Origin of the sequence: Gloeocapsa sp. PCC 7428, assembly GCF_000317555.1 — a bacterium.
Lineage (GTDB): Bacteria > Cyanobacteriota > Cyanobacteriia > Cyanobacteriales > Chroococcidiopsidaceae > Chroogloeocystis.
In genome coordinates this window covers 4,693,353-4,711,919 of sequence record NC_019745.1, presented here as the reverse complement: position 1 = coordinate 4,711,919, position 18,567 = coordinate 4,693,353, and the positions used below count along the sequence as shown (strand labels likewise).

The window sequence follows — 18,567 nt, the reverse complement described above, 5'->3', positions numbered from 1 at the left end:
ATCCCTTACTAACTCTTTGCTTTGCGTTCTACCCTACGGGAAGCCGCTGACGCGTCTATGTGTCCTTTGTGGTTCGTTTCTAAAAAACTTAGTTAATAAACCAGAAAAAACATCATGCTTAGTATTCGCCCCAATCGCCGCCGCTTCTTAGGAATGGGAATAGCAGCAGCGATCGCCCCAATCTTACTCAATGCGTGCAGCAACAATCAAACAAGCACTTCAGGCAATCGCACCATCAGATTTTCGCACGGCAGCGGACTTTGCAACTTACCCTTGTTCTACGCTTCAGAAAAACAACTATTCGAGAAATACGGTTTTAGTGGCACAACCGCTTTAACTCCTTTTAACGCAGATATTGCCGCGCAGTTAGCTACAGGGCAAGTCGAAATGGCAGTCATTCCATTTACAAATGCGATCGCCGCCTACACTCAAGGCGCATCTTTTCAAGTTGTTGCCGGAAGTGGCATTGAAGGGCTAATAGTCGTCGCCAAGCCAGAATTCAAAAGTTTCCAAGACCTCAAAGGTAGAAAAATCGGTACCTTTCAAGCCGATACTTTAGACATCATTGTATACGACTATCTGCAACGCGAAAACATGAGCTACAGCGATGTAGAAATGGTTTACTTTGGCGATTCCACCGAAGTTCTCAACGCTTACTTAGCTGGGCAGGTTGATGCCATTAGTAGCATTGAACCTTACGCCACCAAAGCCAAAACTTCAACAAATGGTAACGTACTCGGAGACGGAACCGATATCTATGGCGCTGGATATCCCGATTGCGTAGTAGCAGCACGAAATGAACTGATTCAAAACGAACCAGAAGTTGTGAAAAACGTCATCCGTACTTTTTTTGAAGCGCAATATTTAATCGAAAATAACTTTGAAGAAGCAGCACAAACAACAATCGATAAATACTACAAAACAGATATAGCAAGTCTACTGCAAGCAGCACAAGCACAACCCCCAGGAGTCGATATTCGTAACAAACGTGATTTTATGTATTCGCGTGCAGAAAGTATGATGGCGTTGAACTACATCAATCAAAAACCTGACAACAATTTTGTCAATTTTTCTTTACTAGAGCAAGTCATTCAAGAAAGCCCAGAGTTGTGGCAACGCGTGCGCGTAAAAACAGAAGCAGCGTAGTAGGAAGTAGAGAAGCAGAGGGGCAGAGGAAGCAGAGGAGAAAAATTAATTATGAATTAGTTGTTATTTCAAATAAATTGATAATAAATTATGTTGAAATCAAAACGTACTTCAGATACTGATAGTCAATTTACAACACAAACTAACCAAAAAAAACAGCGTTCTAAACTGCGAAATAATGTAAAAGAATTTGCGATCAATGCTGGCTGGTGGATTCTTTCTATTGGTTTATTTATTGGCATTTGGGAACTGTTAACACTAATGGGGTTAGTCAATACATTGATCTTGCCACCGCCGCATCAATTTTTAGCAGAAATTGGCAATCAACAACAGTTTTTAACACCAAGAATCGGAGTAGAACGCACAGGCGCTAATTTTGTTGCATTAACTGCGATCGCCGCCACGCTCAAACGCGTACTCATTGGAATTTCGCTAGGTTTTGTTGCTGCACTTGTCTTTGGTTGTTTAGCGTCTTACTTCAATATCTTCGGTAAGCTTACTTTACCAGTCATTACCTTACTTGCTCCAATTGCACCGGTTGCTTGGATTCCCTTAGCAATTCTGGCGTTTGGCATTGGTGACAGCGCGGCGATTTTTGTTGTGTTTGTGGGTATTTTCTTTATTCTGACGCTGGGTACGATTAATAGCATTAATAAAGTCGAGCAAATTTACATCAACACGGCGCGGGTACTCGGTGCAAATCGCAGCCAGGTAATGCGTCACATCATCATTCCGGCGATTATTCCAGATTTATTTGTCATTCTGCGGATGAACTTATTTGGTGCATGGATGGCGGTACTAGCCGCAGAAATGGTAGGAGTCAACACCGGATTAGGTGCGATCGTCATGGTAGGGCGACAGATGTTTAATGCGCGCTTGATGTTTTTGGGTATGGCAATGATTGGGATTGTGGGATACCTGCTAGACACCGGATTTGCTCAAATTCAAAAGCGCGTGCTGTGGTGGAAGAGTAACGCTCAAATTTAAATGAGGGAAACACCAATGGGTGAAATTGTCTGTCAGCACCTCAGTAAAGCTTGGGGAATGGGAACAGCAGATGAAGTACTCGCACTCGATGACATTAGTTTTTCTGTCGATTCGGGTGAATTTGTTGTGATTATTGGACCGAGTGGTTGTGGCAAAAGTACGCTACTAGCAATGATTGCTGGACTAGAAAAGCCAACAAGTGGTACTATTTTCTATAATGGTCAACCCGTCAAAGCACCACAAAGCGATCGCTCGTTAATTTTTCAACAACCTTCACTGTTACCCTGGTTATCTTTAATTGATAACGTTGCTTTCGGACTCACGTTAAAAGGAATCAACAAAAAAGAACGCTATCGACGCGCGCAACACTTTTTGAGCGAAGTGGGTTTACGTAACTTCGCGAATAAATACCCGCATCAACTTTCAGGGGGAATGCAACAACGTGCTTGCATCGCGCGTGCGTTATGTTTAGGAGCCGATATTATTCTTATGGACGAGCCTTTTGCCGCTTTAGATGTACAAACTCGATACAATATGCAAAAGTTTTTGCTCGATATTTGGCAAGGCACAAACAAAACCGTCATATTTGTAACGCACCACATTGATGAAGCCGTTTTTTTAGCAGATCGCGTGATAATTCTCACAGCGCGTCCAGGCAGGGTACTAGAAAGTGTCAAAATTAATATGCCACGTCCGCGTGATGTCATTAGCGCAGAATTTGAACGCCATCGCGCTATGTTTGTCGAACACTTACGTTCAGAAGTCACTAAAGCATTCGCCGAACAAGAATTAGCCGAAATGCTTGATACTCGGATTAAGTAATGGGTAGTGAGGCGTGGTTAGCAACTAACCACTAGCTAATTCAATTACAGAAACTATAATTGCAATGCACAAATCACTTCAATTACTACAAGAAGTTACCAAACGAGTGACAGGAATTGCACTTACAGAAAAACCAGCAATTGATATTTGGCAATACGCCGAACCTGCGCATGAAGAACCAAATCCGTATAAACGCAATATTTTGCAATGGCGGCGTTTAATTTCCTCAGTCAAAGATCCCTTAGAAACATTTCCTGGCGAACCCGTCGATCTCATAGGATTCGTACAGCAAACAAAATCGCCTGAACAATTCATTCTTGCGCGACACATCATTCGTTGCTGTTTAGCCGATACCGTACCACTCGGATTACCTGTTTATACACCCCATGCAGCAACCTTTACTCCCAACTCTTGGCTACGCATACAAGGCTACTTCGCAGTTCAAAACATCCAAGCCAAAGCAACTTTAGCGATCATTCCCAAAAAAATTAAATCAATTTCTCAACCTAAAAAAAGATACATCAACGGCGTATTCTAGATATATCTGTACCTCACATACCTAAAGCAATTCGAGCAGGACTTACGCAACAGCTACCCCAAACAATAGCTGCTTCACAAGTAGCCGCTTCTTTGGAGGGGGTTTGGGGGACGCAACCGTAAGTCAGCGCGTTGCGGGGGTTTCCCCCGTTGTAGCGACTGGCGTCCCCCGATGGGGGGAATGGGGGAAGCCCCCAAGTCTTGGTTCTGATTAAAACGCTAAGATTGCGTAAGTCATATTGAGAAAATCTCCCTATCTCTTTCCTCAGTGCCTAGTAAGGTTCGTTCAAAAATGGAGCTAAGCGGATTCGAACCGCTGACCCCCTCAATGCCATTGAGGTGCTCTACCAACTGAGCTATAACCCCTTGAGCGTTTCGTATTATGACCGAATAATGCTGATATTGTCAAGTTAGCGTTCATCCTGAAGCACTCAACAGATACGTCATGCAGTTGCCCATGAGAAAATAGACTACCAACATCGCCGCTGCGGCAAGCGCGACTAAAGTTCCTGCTAACATCAAAGAAAACTCTTTGTGATAGAACGCTTCTTCCATCAAATGCAGTGACCAAGCCACTAACGCTACGTCGAATATGAGAATTGGTATCAGCATTTTTGAAAAAATTAATTCTTATTCATATATCTTAACAAGAAAATTTACAATGTGCCCGAAAGGAAATCTAAGTAAATTGTTAAGCTGCTAGACGAATAGGACAACCGCGATCGCGTAAATAATCCTTAATTTCCCGAACACTTAACTGACCGTAATGTAACAGCGATGCAAGTAAAGCAGCTTCAGCTTTACCTTGAGTCAGCGCTGCGTGAATATGTTCGCAGTTACCAGCACCACCAGAGGCGATAACAGGAATCTCAACAACCTCTGCGATCGCCCGCGTTAATTCCAGGTCGTATCCAGCCTGCGTACCATCCGCATCCATACTTGTTACAAGTAACTCACCCGCCCCACGCTGGGCAACTTCTTTCGCCCAAGCAAGTGCATCGATGCCAGTATTTTCCCGTCCGCCGCGAACATACACATCCCAGCCAGGGTTGGTAGCATCTTGCCTTTGTCGTGCATCTATAGCAATGACTATACACTGATTGCCAAAGCGATCGCTGGCGCGGTCAATCAAGTCAGGTTGTCGTACAGCAGCCGAATTGATACTGACTTTATCGGCTCCGGCTCTTAACAAACTTTTAATTTGTTCTAAGGATTGAATTCCACCACCCACCGTCAAAGGCATAAACACTTGCTCCGCAGTTCGATACACCACATCGATAATAATGTCGCGGTCTTCATGCGTTGCGGTAATATCGAGAAACACGAGTTCATCCGCCCCCGCTTCGTTATAAACTTTGGCAAGTTCAACTGGATCGCCTGCATCTTGTAAATTGACAAAGTTCACTCCTTTAACGACTCTCCCTGCTTTGACATCCAAACAAGGAAGAATTCTTTTTGCTAGCATTGTCCGCTCCTGTGTTAGTAGTGTAACGATCAAAGCACAATTAATTTATATGATCGATTTTTAAATTTTTAATCATGGCGATAATTTCTTCTAAGCAATCTCACTCGGAACCGGAACGCCGCAATCCTCGAACCACACGCCAGCGCGAGGAACTTTTACAACCAAAAGCGATGGTAGATGAGCATGGTAAACAAGAAGAAAGCATTCGCCCCCAAAAATTTGCTGATTACATCGGTCAAAAAGACTTAAAAGAAGTTCTCGATATTGCCCTAAAAGCGGCAAAAGCTAGAGGTGAAACCCTCGACCACTTGCTATTGTACGGTCCCCCTGGTTTGGGAAAAACCACAATGGCGCTGATTTTAGCCGCAGAAATGGGTGTCAATTGCAAAATCACCAGTGCGCCAGCTTTAGAACGTCCACGAGATATTGTAGGGCTTCTTGTTGGGTTGCAACCAGGCGATGTGTTATTTATCGATGAAATTCATCGGCTATCGCGCATGGCGGAAGAAATTTTGTATCCGGCGATGGAAGATTTTCGCGTTGATATTACCACCGGTAAAGGTGCGAGTGCCAAATCGCGCAGTATACCCTTGCAACGGTTTACATTGGTGGGGGCGACAACACGCGCCGGTTCGCTTTCATCACCATTACGCGATCGCTTTGGATTAGTGCAACGATTGCGGTTTTATCAACCTGACGAACTCAGTCAAATCGTTTTGCGCACTGCACAGCTACTCCAAACCACAATTACCGATGATGGGGCGCTAGAAATTGCACGGCGATCGCGCGGAACACCAAGAATCGCCAATCGCTTACTCAAACGCGTGCGCGACTACGCTGAAGTGAAATCTGCGGGAACAATCGACCAAAGCGTTGCAGCCGAAGCCTTAACATTATTTCAAGTCGATCCTTGTGGTTTAGATTGGACAGATCGCCAAATGCTGCGTGTGATGATTGAACAGTTTAATGGAGGACCTGTAGGAATTGAAACAATGGCAGCAGCGACAGGAGAAGATACGCAAACAATTGAGGAAGTGTACGAACCGTATTTGATGCAAATCGGTTATCTTCAGCGAACACCTCGCGGTCGAGTTGCTAGCCCTGCGGCTTATCAGCACTTAGGTTTTAATCCACCCAACGAGCAACTTTCTCTACTACCATAAGCATGGAACTTGGTAATGGGTAATGGGTAATTGGTGCTTAAATTTAATTATCCATCACCGCTTGTCATTATCTGGGCTTAATTCAGCTTTTGTGGGTTAGGCATCTTGCCTGACCAAAGAACCTATATAGATTTTATGAAATTATTTAGATACAGATAAATCCAGATGATACGACTAATCATAATTTTCTTAATACTTTTGCTTGGGGTAACAACGCCAGCATTAGCGCAATCCCAACCACAAATTACAGCAGAACAATTTCAACAACTCGACAGTTTAGCCCAACAAGCTTTAAATGCTACGAATAGCGGAGATTTCGCCACCGCAGAAACTTACTGGACGCAAATTATTGACTTGTTTCCGGACAACCCCGCCGCTTGGAGTAACCGAGGAAACGCAAGAGTCAGTCAAAACAAACTTGATGAAGCGCTAGCCGACTACAATAAATCTGTAGAATTAGCCCCAAATGCACCCGATCCTTACTTAAATCGCGGAACGGCGTATGAAGGATTAGGACGATGGGAAGAGGCGATCGCTGACTATAATCGCGTCCTCGAAATTGATCCGAATGATGCAATGGCGTACAACAATCGCGGTAATGCCGAAGCTGGGTTAGGACAATGGGAAGAGGCGATCGCTGACTATCGTAAATCAACTGAAATCGCGCCCAATTTTGCCTTTGCTCGTGCGAATTATGCCTTAGCCTTGTATCAAGTTGGTAAAAAAGACGAAGCAATCCGCAATATGCGCAATATTATCCGCAAATATCCTAGCTTTGCCGATATGCGCGCTGCATTAACTGCGGCGTATTGGGAACAAGGTAAACAAGGCGAAGCTGAAAGTAATTGGGTATCAGCAATAGGACTCGATCAACGCTATCAAGATATCAATTGGGTAGCAAAGATACGTCGTTGGCCTCCTGTCATGGTAGCCGCATTAGAGAAGTTTCAAAAATTGAAATCGTAGCTCAATAAACGCTTAGTGAATGAATATCCTGCTAGGCAAACAAAGTCCACCTGCGTGGACTACAAGTAAAGCATATTTTCCCCTTAAACCTCACATCGAAAGTGTGCGCAGGCACACTTCGTGTAAATAGCCCCGACTTTAGTCGGCAGGCTTCTTAATAACCCTGACCTCCGATCCCTGACCTCCGACCCCTAAGAATATGACACATTTCGGCATTCTTTGCCCCAGTTCTCCTGGACATCTCAATCCGATGACGGCATTAGGTAAGGAGTTAGTGCGACGCAAACATCGTGTCACCTTAATTCAAGTTCCCGAACTCGAATCGCAAGCATTAGCCGCAGGGTTAGAGTTTCAAGCGATTGGGGAAAAAGAGTTTCCCCCTGGGGTACTCGCGCAAAAATTTGCACAACTCGGTCAACTCAGTAGCTTGAAGGCGATCGCTTTTACCCTCGATCTGATCAAACAAGGTGGCACAATCATTCTGCGTGATGCTCCAGAAATTATCACATCAACTGGAATCGAAGCGCTGTTAGTCGATCAGGTGTCGCCAGAAAGCGCAACTGTCGCAAAGCATTTAAATATTCCTTTTATTACGATCTGCAATGCGCTGATTCTCAACCAAGAACCTGGAATTCCGCCTTTTGTGACACCGTGGCAACGTAATACGGCTTGGTGGGCATTACTCCGCAATGGTATCACTTATGCAGTGTTAGAGCGCGTAGCACAACCGGTGCGCGAAGTATTAGATGAGTATCACCGCAAGTGGAATTTACCGCTTTACAAAAAGGTCGCAGACTCGTTATCTGATTTAGCACAAATTAGCCAGCAACCCGCAGAATTTGAGTTTCCTCGGACGCGCTTACCTGAATGTTTTCACTTTACCGGACCTTTTGTCGATCCCACAGGACGCAAACCAATACCTTTTCCGTATGAAAAATTAACCGGACAACCACTGATTTATGCTTCGATGGGAACGTTGCAAAATCAACAGCAGAAAATTTTTCAGGCGATCGCCGCCGCGTGTGAGGACTTAGACGTTCAATTAGTGATTTCACTTGGGGGTGGAAGTACTCCCGAAACCTTACCCGAACTTCCTGGAAAACCACTTGTTGTACAATATGCACCGCAACTCGAACTGCTACAAAAAGCAACATTAACAATCACTCATGCAGGGTTAAATACAGCTTTAGAATCGTTGAGTCAAGGTGTCCCGATGGTTGCGATACCAATCACGAACGATCAACCAGGCGTTGCAGCGCGGATTGCTTGGACAAAAACGGGAGAATTTGTATCGTTATCAAAATTGAGTGTACCTAAACTCAAAGCTGCAATACAACAAGTACTGACAGAAGCATCTTATAAACAAAATGCACTCAGACTACAACAAGCTATTCAGCAAGCGGGTGGAGTGCGTCGCGCTGCGGATATTATTGAACAAGCGATCGCCACCGGAAAATCTGTCCTTCACACCAGTTTTTGAATTTCGCGAGGAGTTAATTGCTGTACATTGTCAAAAACAACTTTCGCGCCTGCGACTCTCAGCGTTTGTGCATACGCATCGCGCCGTTGCGGTGATTCTTGAACGTGTGGCGGTAAGACGCCAACACCAATCCAACCGCGATTTGAATCGAGCGATCGCGCTTTTTCTACCGTGTACATATCTGCGACTGTATCTCCCACATATACCACAGGAGTCGAATTGTCAAGTGTATCTTTTGTGAGTTGTTGCACTGTGGCGATTAGCCCTGTCGGATCGGGTTTACTCGGTGCATCTTCCATCGCGATTAAAACCGGAGATTGCAAGCCTAAACGTTTTTCCAACACATAATTTGCCGAACCTCGCGTCGCACCACTAAAAAATCCCCAAGCGATACCAGCGCTACTCAGATCGTTTAGATAATGACTTTGTAACAGCAGTGGTTCATTGCAAATATACCCTGTCCAATTTTCGGGATCGGTACCGCGATAACGAGATTGAAAGAAGTTAACGATTTCTTGGTAATCTAGCTTAATTGAATTGCGCCCTTGACCTTGCGCCTCAAAGTAACGGTAAATTAACTCTTGCGACGCTTCCCAATCATTATTCCAGATACCTTCGGATTTGAGAACGTCAATATCAGCTAAAGATGGACGATACGCGCCTTGCGTGAAGTGTTCTACGGTATCTGCGATCGCCCGTCGATAAGAATTACTGACATCGCGCACCACGCCATCAATATCAAAAACAACAATTGCTGAAACGAATAATGGAGATTGTTGTGTCATCTTTATCCCATTCAGGGATTATCACCTATGAGCCTCATCATTTTACCCCATCTATATCATCCACTAGCCGTGCAAAGTTCTGACCTCTGACGCCTGATCTCCGACCCCTTTAAATTCATTTCAGCAGATGTTATGGCATTGCGTTAATATAAATGGTTGCACAGTTAGTAATTTTTGCCTGGTACTGCCTCGGAGGTTTGATTGTCAAAGTTTATTTTAAAAGTTCTCTGGCTAGATGAAAATGTGGCGCTTGCGGTCGATCAAGTTGTAGGTAAAGGCACAAGCCCTTTGACTCGTTACTTTTTCTGGCCTCGTAATGATGCTTGGGAAGAGTTAAAAAACGAGTTAGAATCAAAAAACTGGATTACTGATCAAGAGCGCGTAGAGTTGCTCAACAAAGCAACCGAAGTCATCAACTACTGGCAAGAGGAAGGCAGAAATCGCCCAGTTGCTGAAGCACAGGCAAAATTTCCGGAAGTTACTTTTACCGGAAGCGCCTAGCATTATTCGTGCAAGCTGGCAAGATTTTTTGCTCAAAAGTTGCAGTAGAAAGCACCATCCTTGTAACATTCAGATCAAGGGTGGCTTTTCAATATTTTATCAGCATAATATCTAGTCTTTCTTTAAAACTAGGCGATTGCGCTACGCGCAGCACCTTAAGCGATCGCAGTAGCTATCTATTTTATTCATAGAAGCTATTCATATAATGTTTTGTTTGCTCATCCAGGAGTTGATATTCTGTTAAGAAAAATATCAACAAATAATGGATTTAATCGTTGCTATTCTTGTTTCTTTTATTTGTATAATATTTAGCATTACTCAAGGTTATTTTATTGCCTATCCCCTAATAATTTCTTTAGCCATATTTACCATCACCCTTCGGCGCAGGGGATTTGCGTTAAAAACTCTATTTTCTTTAGCAATAGCTAGTAGCCAAAAATCTTTTTCTGTTATTAATATTCTTCTCCTCATCGGTGCAGTAACAGCCGTTTGGATGGCAGCCGGAACAGTACCCGCACTAGTTTATTATGGCATTCAATTTCTCAATCCTCGATATTTTATTTTGGCAGCCTTTATTTTAACTAGCATAGTTTCCGTACTCCTTGGCACTTCCTTCGGAACTGTGAGTACTATTGGTGTTGCTTTAATGATTATGGCGCGAGAAAGTCATGTTAATACACACTTAGTAGCAGGCGCGATTATCGCTGGGGCTTATGTAGGCGATCGCGCTTCTCCCATGTCTTCTAGTGCAAATCTGATTGCCACAATTACTAGTACCAAATTATACGTCAATCTCAAAAATATGGTAATAACTGGCTGGCTACCTTTACTTGTTGCTAGCGTTATTTATTTAGTTTTATCAATTAGCAATCCCATAGTTATTGACAACAGTACATTAATTACTGAAATTCCTCTTTTTTTCAACCTGAATATATATGTATTACTACCAGCCGTTGTTATTTTAATTCTTTCCTTGTTACAAGTTGAAGTTAAGCTTACTTTACTATTGAGTATAGCTACGAGCTTATTAATAGGAATAACTCTACAAAAATACTCGATATTTCAAATTGCTAACTATGTTGTATTTGGCTTTGAATTAGATGAGGCAACTGATTTAGCTTCTATCCTTAAAGGAGGTGGTATTATTTCTATGCTCAAAATTTCTATAGTTGTGATTATTTCTACAGCTTTAGCAGGAATAATTGGTGGAACAAGGATTTTAGAAGTTATTGAAATATTTCTACAAAAAGCACGCACAAGAAGTCGATTATTCTTTGGCACAATTATCGTAGGAACTGCCGCAGCGGCTTTTGGTTGTACTCAAACTATTGCGATTCTTCTAACTCAACAACTTGTACAAGAAAGCTACCGCCAAAAAAAGCTAGATAAGTATCAATTAGCAGTAGATTTAGAAAATACAGTTGTTGTTCTATCGCCTTTGATTCCTTGGAATATTGCAGGGCTTGTACCAGCAACAATTTTAATGACTGATGTAGGATTTATTCCTTACGCGTTTTATTTATATTTATTACCACTTCTTTGTTTGATTAAATTTAACAGGTAATAATTTCTTGATATGAGTAAAGAACTCTTTGATTTAACAGGGAAAGTAGCGATCGTGACAGGTGCAGCGCGGGGGTTGGGTAAAGCGATCGCCCAAGGTTTAGCCAACGCTGGTGCAAGCGTAGTGATTGCCGATATTGATTATGTAGAAGCTGAAGCGACAGCTAGAACAATTGGTAATGCGTTAGCTTTAGATGTTGATGTTACAGTACGCGCAGCGTGTTTGCAATTAGTGAATCAAACTTTAACGCACTATGGCAAACTCGATATCATGGTTTGTAATGCTGGAGTTGACATTATTAAACCAGCAGAAGAATTAGCAGAAAACGAATGGGATGCAATTTTAATGTTGACTTGAAAGGTTATTTTAACTGCGCCCAAGCGGCTGCAAAACAAATGCTACAACAAAGCACAGGTGGTTCAATTATTATGAATTCATCGATTGCCAGCGTTGTCGGAATTCATGGCTTGGTTGCTTACGCAGCTGCGAAAGGTGGTGTTAACCAATTAGTAAAAACAATGGCAGTTGAATGGGCAAGCAAAGGAATTCGCGTTAATGGTTTCGCCCCAGGCTACTTTGAAAATATCATGCAAGGAGTTAGCGAAATTCATCGCGATCCGAAAAAGCAAGAGCAAATTGCAACTTTTACACCGATGGGGCGTCGAGGAAAACCTGAAGAACTGGTAGGACCTGTAATATTTTTAGCTTCGCAAGCTTCTTCTTATGTTACAGGTACTATTTTAATGGTTGATGGTGGATATAGCGCAATGTAAATGATAGCTTTGCGAATGAATTGCAGCTAAATAAAAGAAAGCTACTTCCGCAGAGTACAAAGCACATACGTTACCCGCTTAAATAGTGTGCATAGGCACACTTCGTTTAGATAGCCGTGACTTTAGTCGCAAGGCTTTGTAATAGAAATTTTAAATGTATACGTTCTAGAGAAATTGAAATGTATATAGATTCCTTAAATCAAATGGTGAACAAACTCAAAGAGCAACGTGCAATACGCTCAGTTGAGATTGAGAATGCATTCCGCAAAGTTCAACGCCATAGATTACTAGAAACATTTTATCTTCCAGGTGACTTGCAACAAATTGCGCATAACCCACATAACCCAAATCCAGAACACCTTGATTTAATTTACTCTGGCAATTCGCTTGTGACTCGTATAAGCGATGGAAAACCATCAAGTTCAACGTCCGAACCGATGTTAATTGCGTATATGCTAGAGTCACTGATGCTCACTCCAGGGCTTAAGGTTTTAGAAATTGGAGCGGGTACAGGCTATAATGCAGCTTTAATTGCTGAACTGGTTGGCGATCAAACTCTAGTCGTTTCTGTAGATGTTCAAGAGGATGTCATTGCTCAAACTCAAAGGTTACTCGCTGATGCAGGCTACCCAAACATTAATTTAGTGTTGCGTGATGGCTTTTATGGTGTTCAAGAAGAAGCACCGTACAAGCGAATTGTTGCCACAGTTGGATGTAAAGATATCTCACCTTACTGGGTAGATCAGCTTTCACCTTCGGGCTTTATGTTGTTACCACTAACTCACGGAGGCTGGACTCCGTTAGTCAAAGTTTGGCTCCGAGAGGGTACGCTTCAAGGAAAAATCGTTGGTTTTTCTGGTTTTATGCTCTTGCAATATCAAGAGTCTGTAGATGACCCTTGGCATATTTCTGCTATGGCTTCACTTGCGCTAGAAGAGGCTGAGGAACTTCCCGTTTTTGAGGGGATTGAAGTTGAGCATACCCGTAGCCCTCTCATGTGGTCTGCTTTTCCAGTTAGCTTCTACTATTTTATGGCAACGAAAGACTGTCGTGCTTTTTGGAGTCTCACTCCTCCAGGTTATGGTCTTTATGACCCACAACGTGGCACAATTCTCATCTACCCGCAAAAGAATTGCATACTTCTCAAAGGCGATCGCGAACTCTATAAACAACTGCAAGCCATATATGAAGATTGGACACAGTTGGGTAAACCCAGTCCCTTCGACTATGCAATTGAGTTTGTCCCACGTACGCAAGTAACGTCATCACCTCAATTAGGTAGGGTAATTGAGCGCAAGTTTTATCATCAAGTTCTGTCTTTATGCGAACATTAATCTAAATTGCGATCGCCAATTCTAATGACTCTCATCTAAATAACAATGACAGTCTGGCTTTTCAATTAATGATTCTGCTAAAGCATTCAGCGCAACAGCTGCGAGTAAACCACCGCCTAACGTTCCCTCAGTCGTAATAAAAGGAATACGCGATCGCATCAATCTACGTTTAGCTGCGGGCGCATGACTAAAACCAATTGGCATTCCGATAATCAACGCGGGTTGTATTCCATTTTCTATCGCATCACACACTGCCATAAGTACCGATGGTGCGTATCCTACAACTAAGACACACCCACGTTCAACTTGTTGTAATTTGCATTGATGTTGATGCCAGAAAACTTGTTCAGCTTCAGCTGCACTGGTAATATGCGGATCGTTGATGAGTGTTGTCACGCTACAGCCAAGATGTTTTAGACGCGTTTGATCGAGGGCGGCAACAACCGCAGGAACATCGCCGACAACTTGGCAATTTGATGATAAAGCATTTCTCGCAGATGCGATCGCCCGATTTCCCAACCGCACAAAGTTGACTAAACTCACATCACCACACGCTAACACCAACTTGGCAAGTAAATCAGCTTCAATTTCAGAGCGATCCGACAAATCGGGTAACAACCGCTGTAACGACTCCGCAAAAGCTTCAGGATGATCGTGCGTTGCTGCATCCCAGCTATCCCACAACTGTTCTAACTGTCCTAATCCATCTTGTGTTTCCACTTCTAAAAGCCGTAGTTGCGCAATTGCTTCGGCTTGCAAATTTTGACACGCGCGATCGCGTCCTAACAATCCTTCTAATGCTGCTGCGGTTTGGCGCAACCGTGCTAACTGTTGCATCACTGACTGATATTGTTGTTGTAGTTGCGTTGTCAGCGTATTAACTTCGCTACCCGAATCGGTTTCGAGTAATTGACGAATGTGCGATAGTTGAAAGCCTTGTTGTTTTAGTGCGACAATTCGCCGCAATTGTTGAACATCTTGTTGAGTATACAGGCGATAGTTACTGTGCGATCGCACGGGTTGCGGTAATAGCCCCATTTGATGATAATGTCGTACCATGCGCGGTGTCATATTACCACCCACACTTTCAGTCAGTTCTTTAATCGTTAAATATTCATCTACCATAATCAATGACTTGCACTCAACTGTAAATTATCATCAGCTGAATTTTGAATGCTAGCATGACTAACCAAAATTGCTTCAGCAATATCTCTCGGTGTTGCTCCTATCGATAGTAAAGTACGAATTAACAAGTCAGTAGAAACCGATGGTTCTCCAGCTTCCATTTTTGCTACTCTCGATTGACTCGAATTAATCTGCCGTGCTACAGCAGTTTGAGAAAGTTTACGATTTAAGCGCTGCTCCTTTAATTTTCTACTTAATGCTAGCTTCATTTCAATCAGTGCTAATTCTGCTGAAGAAAGTTCTAGAAACTCCTCTACTGTGCCAATTTTCCAGCCTGCTGCTTCTAAGCGTTGACGCTTCGCTGAATCCATAATTAATACTCCTTTCTTATATTTCGTCATACCGCTTGAGTCGCTTTTTGCAATTTTGAATCACTGAAGATGGTGTTTTTTGTGTCGTTTTTTGGAAAACCTCTATAATTACAATTGCATCTTCATCAAGGCGATAAATAATTCGCCACTCTTTATTGAAGTCTGTAATTCTTAATTCATGGCAGTGAGAACCGATACTAGGCATCGGGCGCGAATGTGGTAACGATAATGTCTCTCCATTCTGGAGTTTACGTAACAAAAACCCAACTTCAATGCGAGCCTCAGATGAGAAGGGTGGTGTTTTCACCTCACCACTCAGCCGCACCAGTGGTTTGTTAGCATCGTTCATCTCAAATTATTATATCAAAATTGACATATTTAAGTATCTTTACATGAACAACGTCGCTATTTATTGAAATTAAAGCTTGACATTGACATTAATGTTAAGGTTTAGCGTAGGGTAGTCGCCTGATTCGATGACTACTGTGATGGCTCATTCCTTTGCAATTCCTCGCCTCAAAACACTGAGAGAACATCCCGATGCACTCGCTGCGATCGCCTGTGGCGTTCTGTTATTCTGCGGTTGGTTATCGTTGTACTGGGGTTGGCTGGGTTTAGGATTGTTACTTCTGTGCGCAGCGTATGTAATTGGCGGTTACGAAAGCGCGCGGGAAGGATTGACAACTTTATGGCAAGAAAGAGAACTCGATGTTGACTTACTGATGATTGTCGCCGCGTTAGGCGCAGCAGGATTAGGTTTATGGCGACGCGAGTATTACTTGATTGTTGATGGGGCAGTATTAATATTAATCTTTGCCATTAGTGGTGCGTTAGAAGGTTATGCAATGCAGCGTACCGAACGCGATATTCGTAGCTTGATGAGTTTGAGTGCGGATACTGCAAGAGTATTGTTGCACGGGCAAGAACAAATAATTCCAGTGACGAAATTAGAAGTGGGGAACCGCATTTTGGTAAAACCTGGAGAACTGATTCCCACAGATGGCATTATTGTTGAAGGTTACACGACGCTCAATGAAGCGGCAATCACCGGAGAATCACTACCAGTAGAAAAAACAGTGGGTGATGAAGTTTTCGCCGGTACGCTGAATGGTTATGGTGCATTGCAATTACGAGTTCATCAGCCACCCGAAAGTAGTTTAATTCAGCGCGTGATTCAACTTGTCAAACAAGCGCAAACCGAAGCCCCGCCATCGCAGTTATTTATCGAACGCTTTGAACGCGGATATGCACGGGTAATTGTGGTGTGTGGAATTCTACTGGCAATTTTACCGCCGTTGATTTGGGGTTGGAGTTGGGAAACAACGATTTATCGCGCTTTGATTTTTTTAGTCGTGGCGTCGCCGTGTGCTTTGATGGCGGCGATTATGCCTACTTTATTATCAGGAATTGCAAATGGGGCGCGTCAAGGGATTTTGTTTAAAAGTGGCGCGCAGTTGGAAATGATGGGAAAAGTGAGAGCGATCGCGTTTGACAAAACGGGTACTTTGACGAAGGGAAAGTTACAGGTTGTAGGGGTGATTCCGGCGGATGGGGTGACAGAAGCGGAGGTGTTGCATTTAGCGGCGGCGTTGGAGGCTTATTCAGAACATCCGATTGGTGAGGCGATTGTTAAGGCGGAGAACGAACCACAAAGACGCATAGACGCGTCAGCGGCTTCCCGTAGGGTAGGACACAAAGAAGAAAGAGTGGAGAATGTGCGTTCACGTAGTGTGCGCTTTGCGCATTCGCATCCTGGGTTGGGAATTAGTGGTGAGGTTGATGATCGGGAAGTATTGGTGGGGAAGGCGTCGTTTGTGTGTGAGAAAAGCCCTTTTTCCCAAAGTAGGTTGGGGAAACTCAGTCAGCAACTCGAAGCCCAGGGTAAAACTGTGGTGTGGGTGGCGAGAGAAAATCAAGTGTTGGGAATTATCGCGGTGGCGGATACGGTGCGATCGCAAGCTTTTCAAATTGTTGCGCACTTGAAGCATTTGGGTGTTGAGCAGGTTGTGATGTTGACGGGGGATAATGAACGTACAGCACGTAATATTGCCGAAGATATTGGTATTGATCGAGTTTATGCTGGGCTTTTACCGGAAGATAAAGTGAATGTGATTCGCGACTTGCAAAAGCAATATCAAACTGTGGCGATGGTGGGTGATGGTATTAATGATGCACCTGCACTTGCTCAAGCATCGGTAGGAATTGCGATGGGGGCGGCGGGAAGTGATGTGGCGTTGGAAACAGCGGATATTGTGTTAATGGCGGATCGTTTGGATAAGTTAGTTGCAGCGATTCGATTAGGAAGGCGATCGCAATCGATTGTTAAACAAAACATTGTGTTTGCTTTGGGGTTTATTGTATTACTATTAATTGCGAATTTTGCGGGTAATATTACGCTGCCCTTAGGTGTGATCGGGCATGAAGGTTCAACAGTTATTGTGACACTAAGCGGTCTGCGGTTACTGCGGAATTAGTCGCTTCCGGTTCATCTTGCATATTATCTAATACGTCTTTTAAACAACTTGCTAAAGGTACTGCAACGAGTAATCCTAAAAGTCCTGCCAGTTTTGTGCCAATAGCTAAAGCTGCAATAATTCCTACAGGGCTAAGTCCAGTAAAACTGCCGAGTAGTCTCGGTGCAACAATTTGATCGATAATTTGATCGACAACAAGCGCAACAGCTAAGGTTTTTACGCCAAGCCAAAAATCGTGCGAAGCTACTAACAAACTCACTAAACTAAAACTCAAAACATCACCAAAAGGAATTAGCGTTAGAATTCCTACACCCAAACCAAAAATTGAACCGAAAGGAACATCTAAAAAGAGAAATACTAAAGTCATTGCAATGCCAACAATGACGGCTAGCGCAACTTGTCCAATGAAGTAGTTTTGAAAATTCTGTTTCAAAGATTGCTGTAAAGCAATACCAAAGCGTGGTGGAAATCGTTTAATAATACCTTGCCAAATTCGTTCGCCATCTAGGAGAAAATAGAAACTAATTACTACTGTGACAACGACTTCTGAAACGCTATCAATTGCCCCTACTGCCACTCCTAAAAACCGCTTCGCTAACGATTCTAATTCATCAGGTAAACGTGCTGTAATTTGACTTGCTAATTCTGTGAAATTAATTGGTAAGCTTCGCGATGCAGCCCAATCATCAACAGCATGAAGTTTCTCACTTCCTGAATCTATCCACTGTGGTAGTAGTTTAGCACTTTCATTTAATTCTTCTAAAAAGATCGGTATTAAAGTAATACCTAAACCAACTAAAATGACTAAAGCTGTGATAAAAACAATTCCCACAGCATATTTCCGTTGAATTTGACGTTGTTGCAAAAAATCAACAGGATAGTTTAAAATAAAAGCTAAAATAGCAGCCAAAACAAAAATACTCACTAATGGTTGAAAATACTCAAAAGCTTGTAATAGTAACCAACCATTTAAAATAACTAAAGGAAACGGCAATCCGATTGATAACCATTGCTGTACTTTAGTTTTATGCGAATCAGTCATAGCCAAAATATTTTTAAATATACAGACATTAT

Annotated in this window: 18 protein-coding genes, 1 tRNA gene and 1 pseudogene; 12 read left to right on the top strand and 8 right to left on the bottom strand. The window is 43.0% G+C overall.

What is annotated here, in order from left to right:
- Positions 1–114: 114 nt before the first annotated feature.
- From GLO7428_RS20740 to GLO7428_RS20725, 4 genes are all read left to right on the top strand, one after another.
- On the top strand, positions 115–1,146 hold the full coding sequence (locus GLO7428_RS20740) for an ABC transporter substrate-binding protein (protein WP_015190545.1): 1,032 nt from the start codon (positions 115–117) through the stop codon (positions 1,144–1,146).
- Positions 1,147–1,236: 90 nt separating this feature from the next.
- Positions 1,237–2,133, top strand: coding sequence for an ABC transporter permease (locus GLO7428_RS20735; protein WP_015190544.1), 897 nt, complete (start codon positions 1,237–1,239; stop codon positions 2,131–2,133).
- 15 nt (positions 2,134–2,148) lie between these two features.
- Positions 2,149–2,955 carry an ABC transporter ATP-binding protein gene (locus tag GLO7428_RS20730; RefSeq protein ID WP_015190543.1) on the top strand — a complete coding sequence of 269 codons (807 nt, stop codon included), beginning with the start codon at positions 2,149–2,151 and terminating at the stop codon, positions 2,953–2,955.
- Positions 2,956–3,019: 64 nt separating this feature from the next.
- Positions 3,020–3,493: a TIGR03943 family protein gene (locus GLO7428_RS20725; RefSeq protein WP_015190542.1), complete on the top strand. Its 474-nt coding sequence runs from the start codon at positions 3,020–3,022 to the stop codon at positions 3,491–3,493.
- A gap of 292 nt (positions 3,494–3,785) precedes the next feature.
- Here the strand turns inward: GLO7428_RS20725 and GLO7428_RS20720 are convergent.
- The 3 genes from GLO7428_RS20720 to hisF form a co-directional block, all read right to left on the bottom strand.
- A tRNA-Ala gene (locus GLO7428_RS20720) sits at positions 3,786–3,858 on the bottom strand.
- A 51-nt stretch (positions 3,859–3,909) separates the two neighbouring features.
- Positions 3,910–4,104 (bottom strand): hypothetical protein, encoded by a 195-nt coding sequence (locus GLO7428_RS20715; protein WP_015190541.1) that lies wholly within the window; start codon positions 4,102–4,104, stop codon positions 3,910–3,912.
- 79 nt (positions 4,105–4,183) lie between these two features.
- Positions 4,184–4,957 carry an imidazole glycerol phosphate synthase subunit HisF gene (gene hisF, locus GLO7428_RS20710; protein WP_015190540.1) on the bottom strand — a complete coding sequence of 258 codons (774 nt, stop codon included), beginning with the start codon at positions 4,955–4,957 and terminating at the stop codon, positions 4,184–4,186.
- 74 nt (positions 4,958–5,031) lie between these two features.
- On the opposite strand from hisF, the gene ruvB reads away from it, so the two are divergent.
- From ruvB to GLO7428_RS20695, 3 genes are all read left to right on the top strand, one after another.
- On the top strand, positions 5,032–6,120 hold the full coding sequence (gene ruvB / locus GLO7428_RS20705) for a Holliday junction branch migration DNA helicase RuvB (RefSeq protein ID WP_015190539.1): 1,089 nt from the start codon (positions 5,032–5,034) through the stop codon (positions 6,118–6,120).
- A gap of 165 nt (positions 6,121–6,285) precedes the next feature.
- Positions 6,286–7,086: a tetratricopeptide repeat protein gene (locus tag GLO7428_RS20700; RefSeq protein WP_015190538.1), complete on the top strand. Its 801-nt coding sequence runs from the start codon at positions 6,286–6,288 to the stop codon at positions 7,084–7,086.
- Between the two features lie 199 nt (positions 7,087–7,285).
- Positions 7,286–8,566, top strand: a complete 1,281-nt coding sequence (locus GLO7428_RS20695; RefSeq protein ID WP_015190537.1) for a glycosyltransferase — start codon at positions 7,286–7,288, stop codon at positions 8,564–8,566.
- On the opposite strand, the gene GLO7428_RS20690 is transcribed toward GLO7428_RS20695, so the two are convergent.
- Complete coding sequence (locus tag GLO7428_RS20690; RefSeq protein WP_015190536.1) at positions 8,551–9,351, bottom strand: TIGR01548 family HAD-type hydrolase; 801 nt, start codon at positions 9,349–9,351, stop codon at positions 8,551–8,553. The two genes, GLO7428_RS20695 and GLO7428_RS20690, sit on opposite strands and share 16 nt — an antisense overlap.
- 201 nt (positions 9,352–9,552) lie before the next feature.
- On the opposite strand from GLO7428_RS20690, the gene GLO7428_RS20685 reads away from it, so the two are divergent.
- The 4 genes and pseudogenes from GLO7428_RS20685 to GLO7428_RS20670 all read left to right on the top strand — a co-directional run bounded on the left by GLO7428_RS20685 (position 9,553) and on the right by GLO7428_RS20670 (position 13,523).
- Positions 9,553–9,852 (top strand): 30S ribosomal protein PSRP-3, encoded by a 300-nt coding sequence (locus GLO7428_RS20685; RefSeq protein WP_015190535.1) that lies wholly within the window; start codon positions 9,553–9,555, stop codon positions 9,850–9,852.
- Positions 9,853–10,114: 262 nt separating this feature from the next.
- On the top strand, positions 10,115–11,416 hold the full coding sequence (locus GLO7428_RS20680; RefSeq protein ID WP_015190534.1) for a Na+/H+ antiporter NhaC family protein: 1,302 nt from the start codon (positions 10,115–10,117) through the stop codon (positions 11,414–11,416).
- A 12-nt stretch (positions 11,417–11,428) separates the two neighbouring features.
- Positions 11,429–12,189: pseudogene (locus GLO7428_RS29800) on the top strand (SDR family NAD(P)-dependent oxidoreductase).
- A gap of 179 nt (positions 12,190–12,368) precedes the next feature.
- Positions 12,369–13,523 carry a methyltransferase domain-containing protein gene (locus GLO7428_RS20670; protein WP_015190533.1) on the top strand — a complete coding sequence of 385 codons (1,155 nt, stop codon included), beginning with the start codon at positions 12,369–12,371 and terminating at the stop codon, positions 13,521–13,523.
- A 21-nt stretch (positions 13,524–13,544) separates the two neighbouring features.
- On the opposite strand, the gene GLO7428_RS20665 is transcribed toward GLO7428_RS20670, so the two are convergent.
- From GLO7428_RS20665 to GLO7428_RS20655, 3 genes are read right to left on the bottom strand one after another with little or no spacing between them, the layout of a single operon-like run.
- A complete protein-coding gene (locus GLO7428_RS20665) occupies positions 13,545–14,648 on the bottom strand; it encodes a precorrin-8X methylmutase (protein ID WP_015190532.1) in 1,104 nt (367 codons plus the stop codon).
- A gap of 2 nt (positions 14,649–14,650) precedes the next feature.
- Positions 14,651–15,019, bottom strand: a complete 369-nt coding sequence (locus tag GLO7428_RS20660; protein ID WP_015190531.1) for a helix-turn-helix transcriptional regulator — start codon at positions 15,017–15,019, stop codon at positions 14,651–14,653.
- Positions 15,020–15,035: 16 nt separating this feature from the next.
- A complete protein-coding gene (locus tag GLO7428_RS20655; RefSeq protein WP_015190530.1) occupies positions 15,036–15,368 on the bottom strand; it encodes a type II toxin-antitoxin system RelE/ParE family toxin in 333 nt (110 codons plus the stop codon).
- 139 nt (positions 15,369–15,507) lie between these two features.
- Between GLO7428_RS20655 and GLO7428_RS20650 the strand changes: the two genes are divergently transcribed.
- Positions 15,508–17,493 carry a heavy metal translocating P-type ATPase gene (locus GLO7428_RS20650; protein ID WP_051038471.1) on the top strand — a complete coding sequence of 662 codons (1,986 nt, stop codon included), beginning with the start codon at positions 15,508–15,510 and terminating at the stop codon, positions 17,491–17,493.
- On the opposite strand, the gene GLO7428_RS20645 is transcribed toward GLO7428_RS20650, so the two are convergent.
- Positions 17,453–18,535 (bottom strand): AI-2E family transporter, encoded by a 1,083-nt coding sequence (locus GLO7428_RS20645; RefSeq protein ID WP_041918712.1) that lies wholly within the window; start codon positions 18,533–18,535, stop codon positions 17,453–17,455. The two genes, GLO7428_RS20650 and GLO7428_RS20645, sit on opposite strands and share 41 nt — an antisense overlap.
- Positions 18,536–18,567 lie beyond the last annotated feature (32 nt).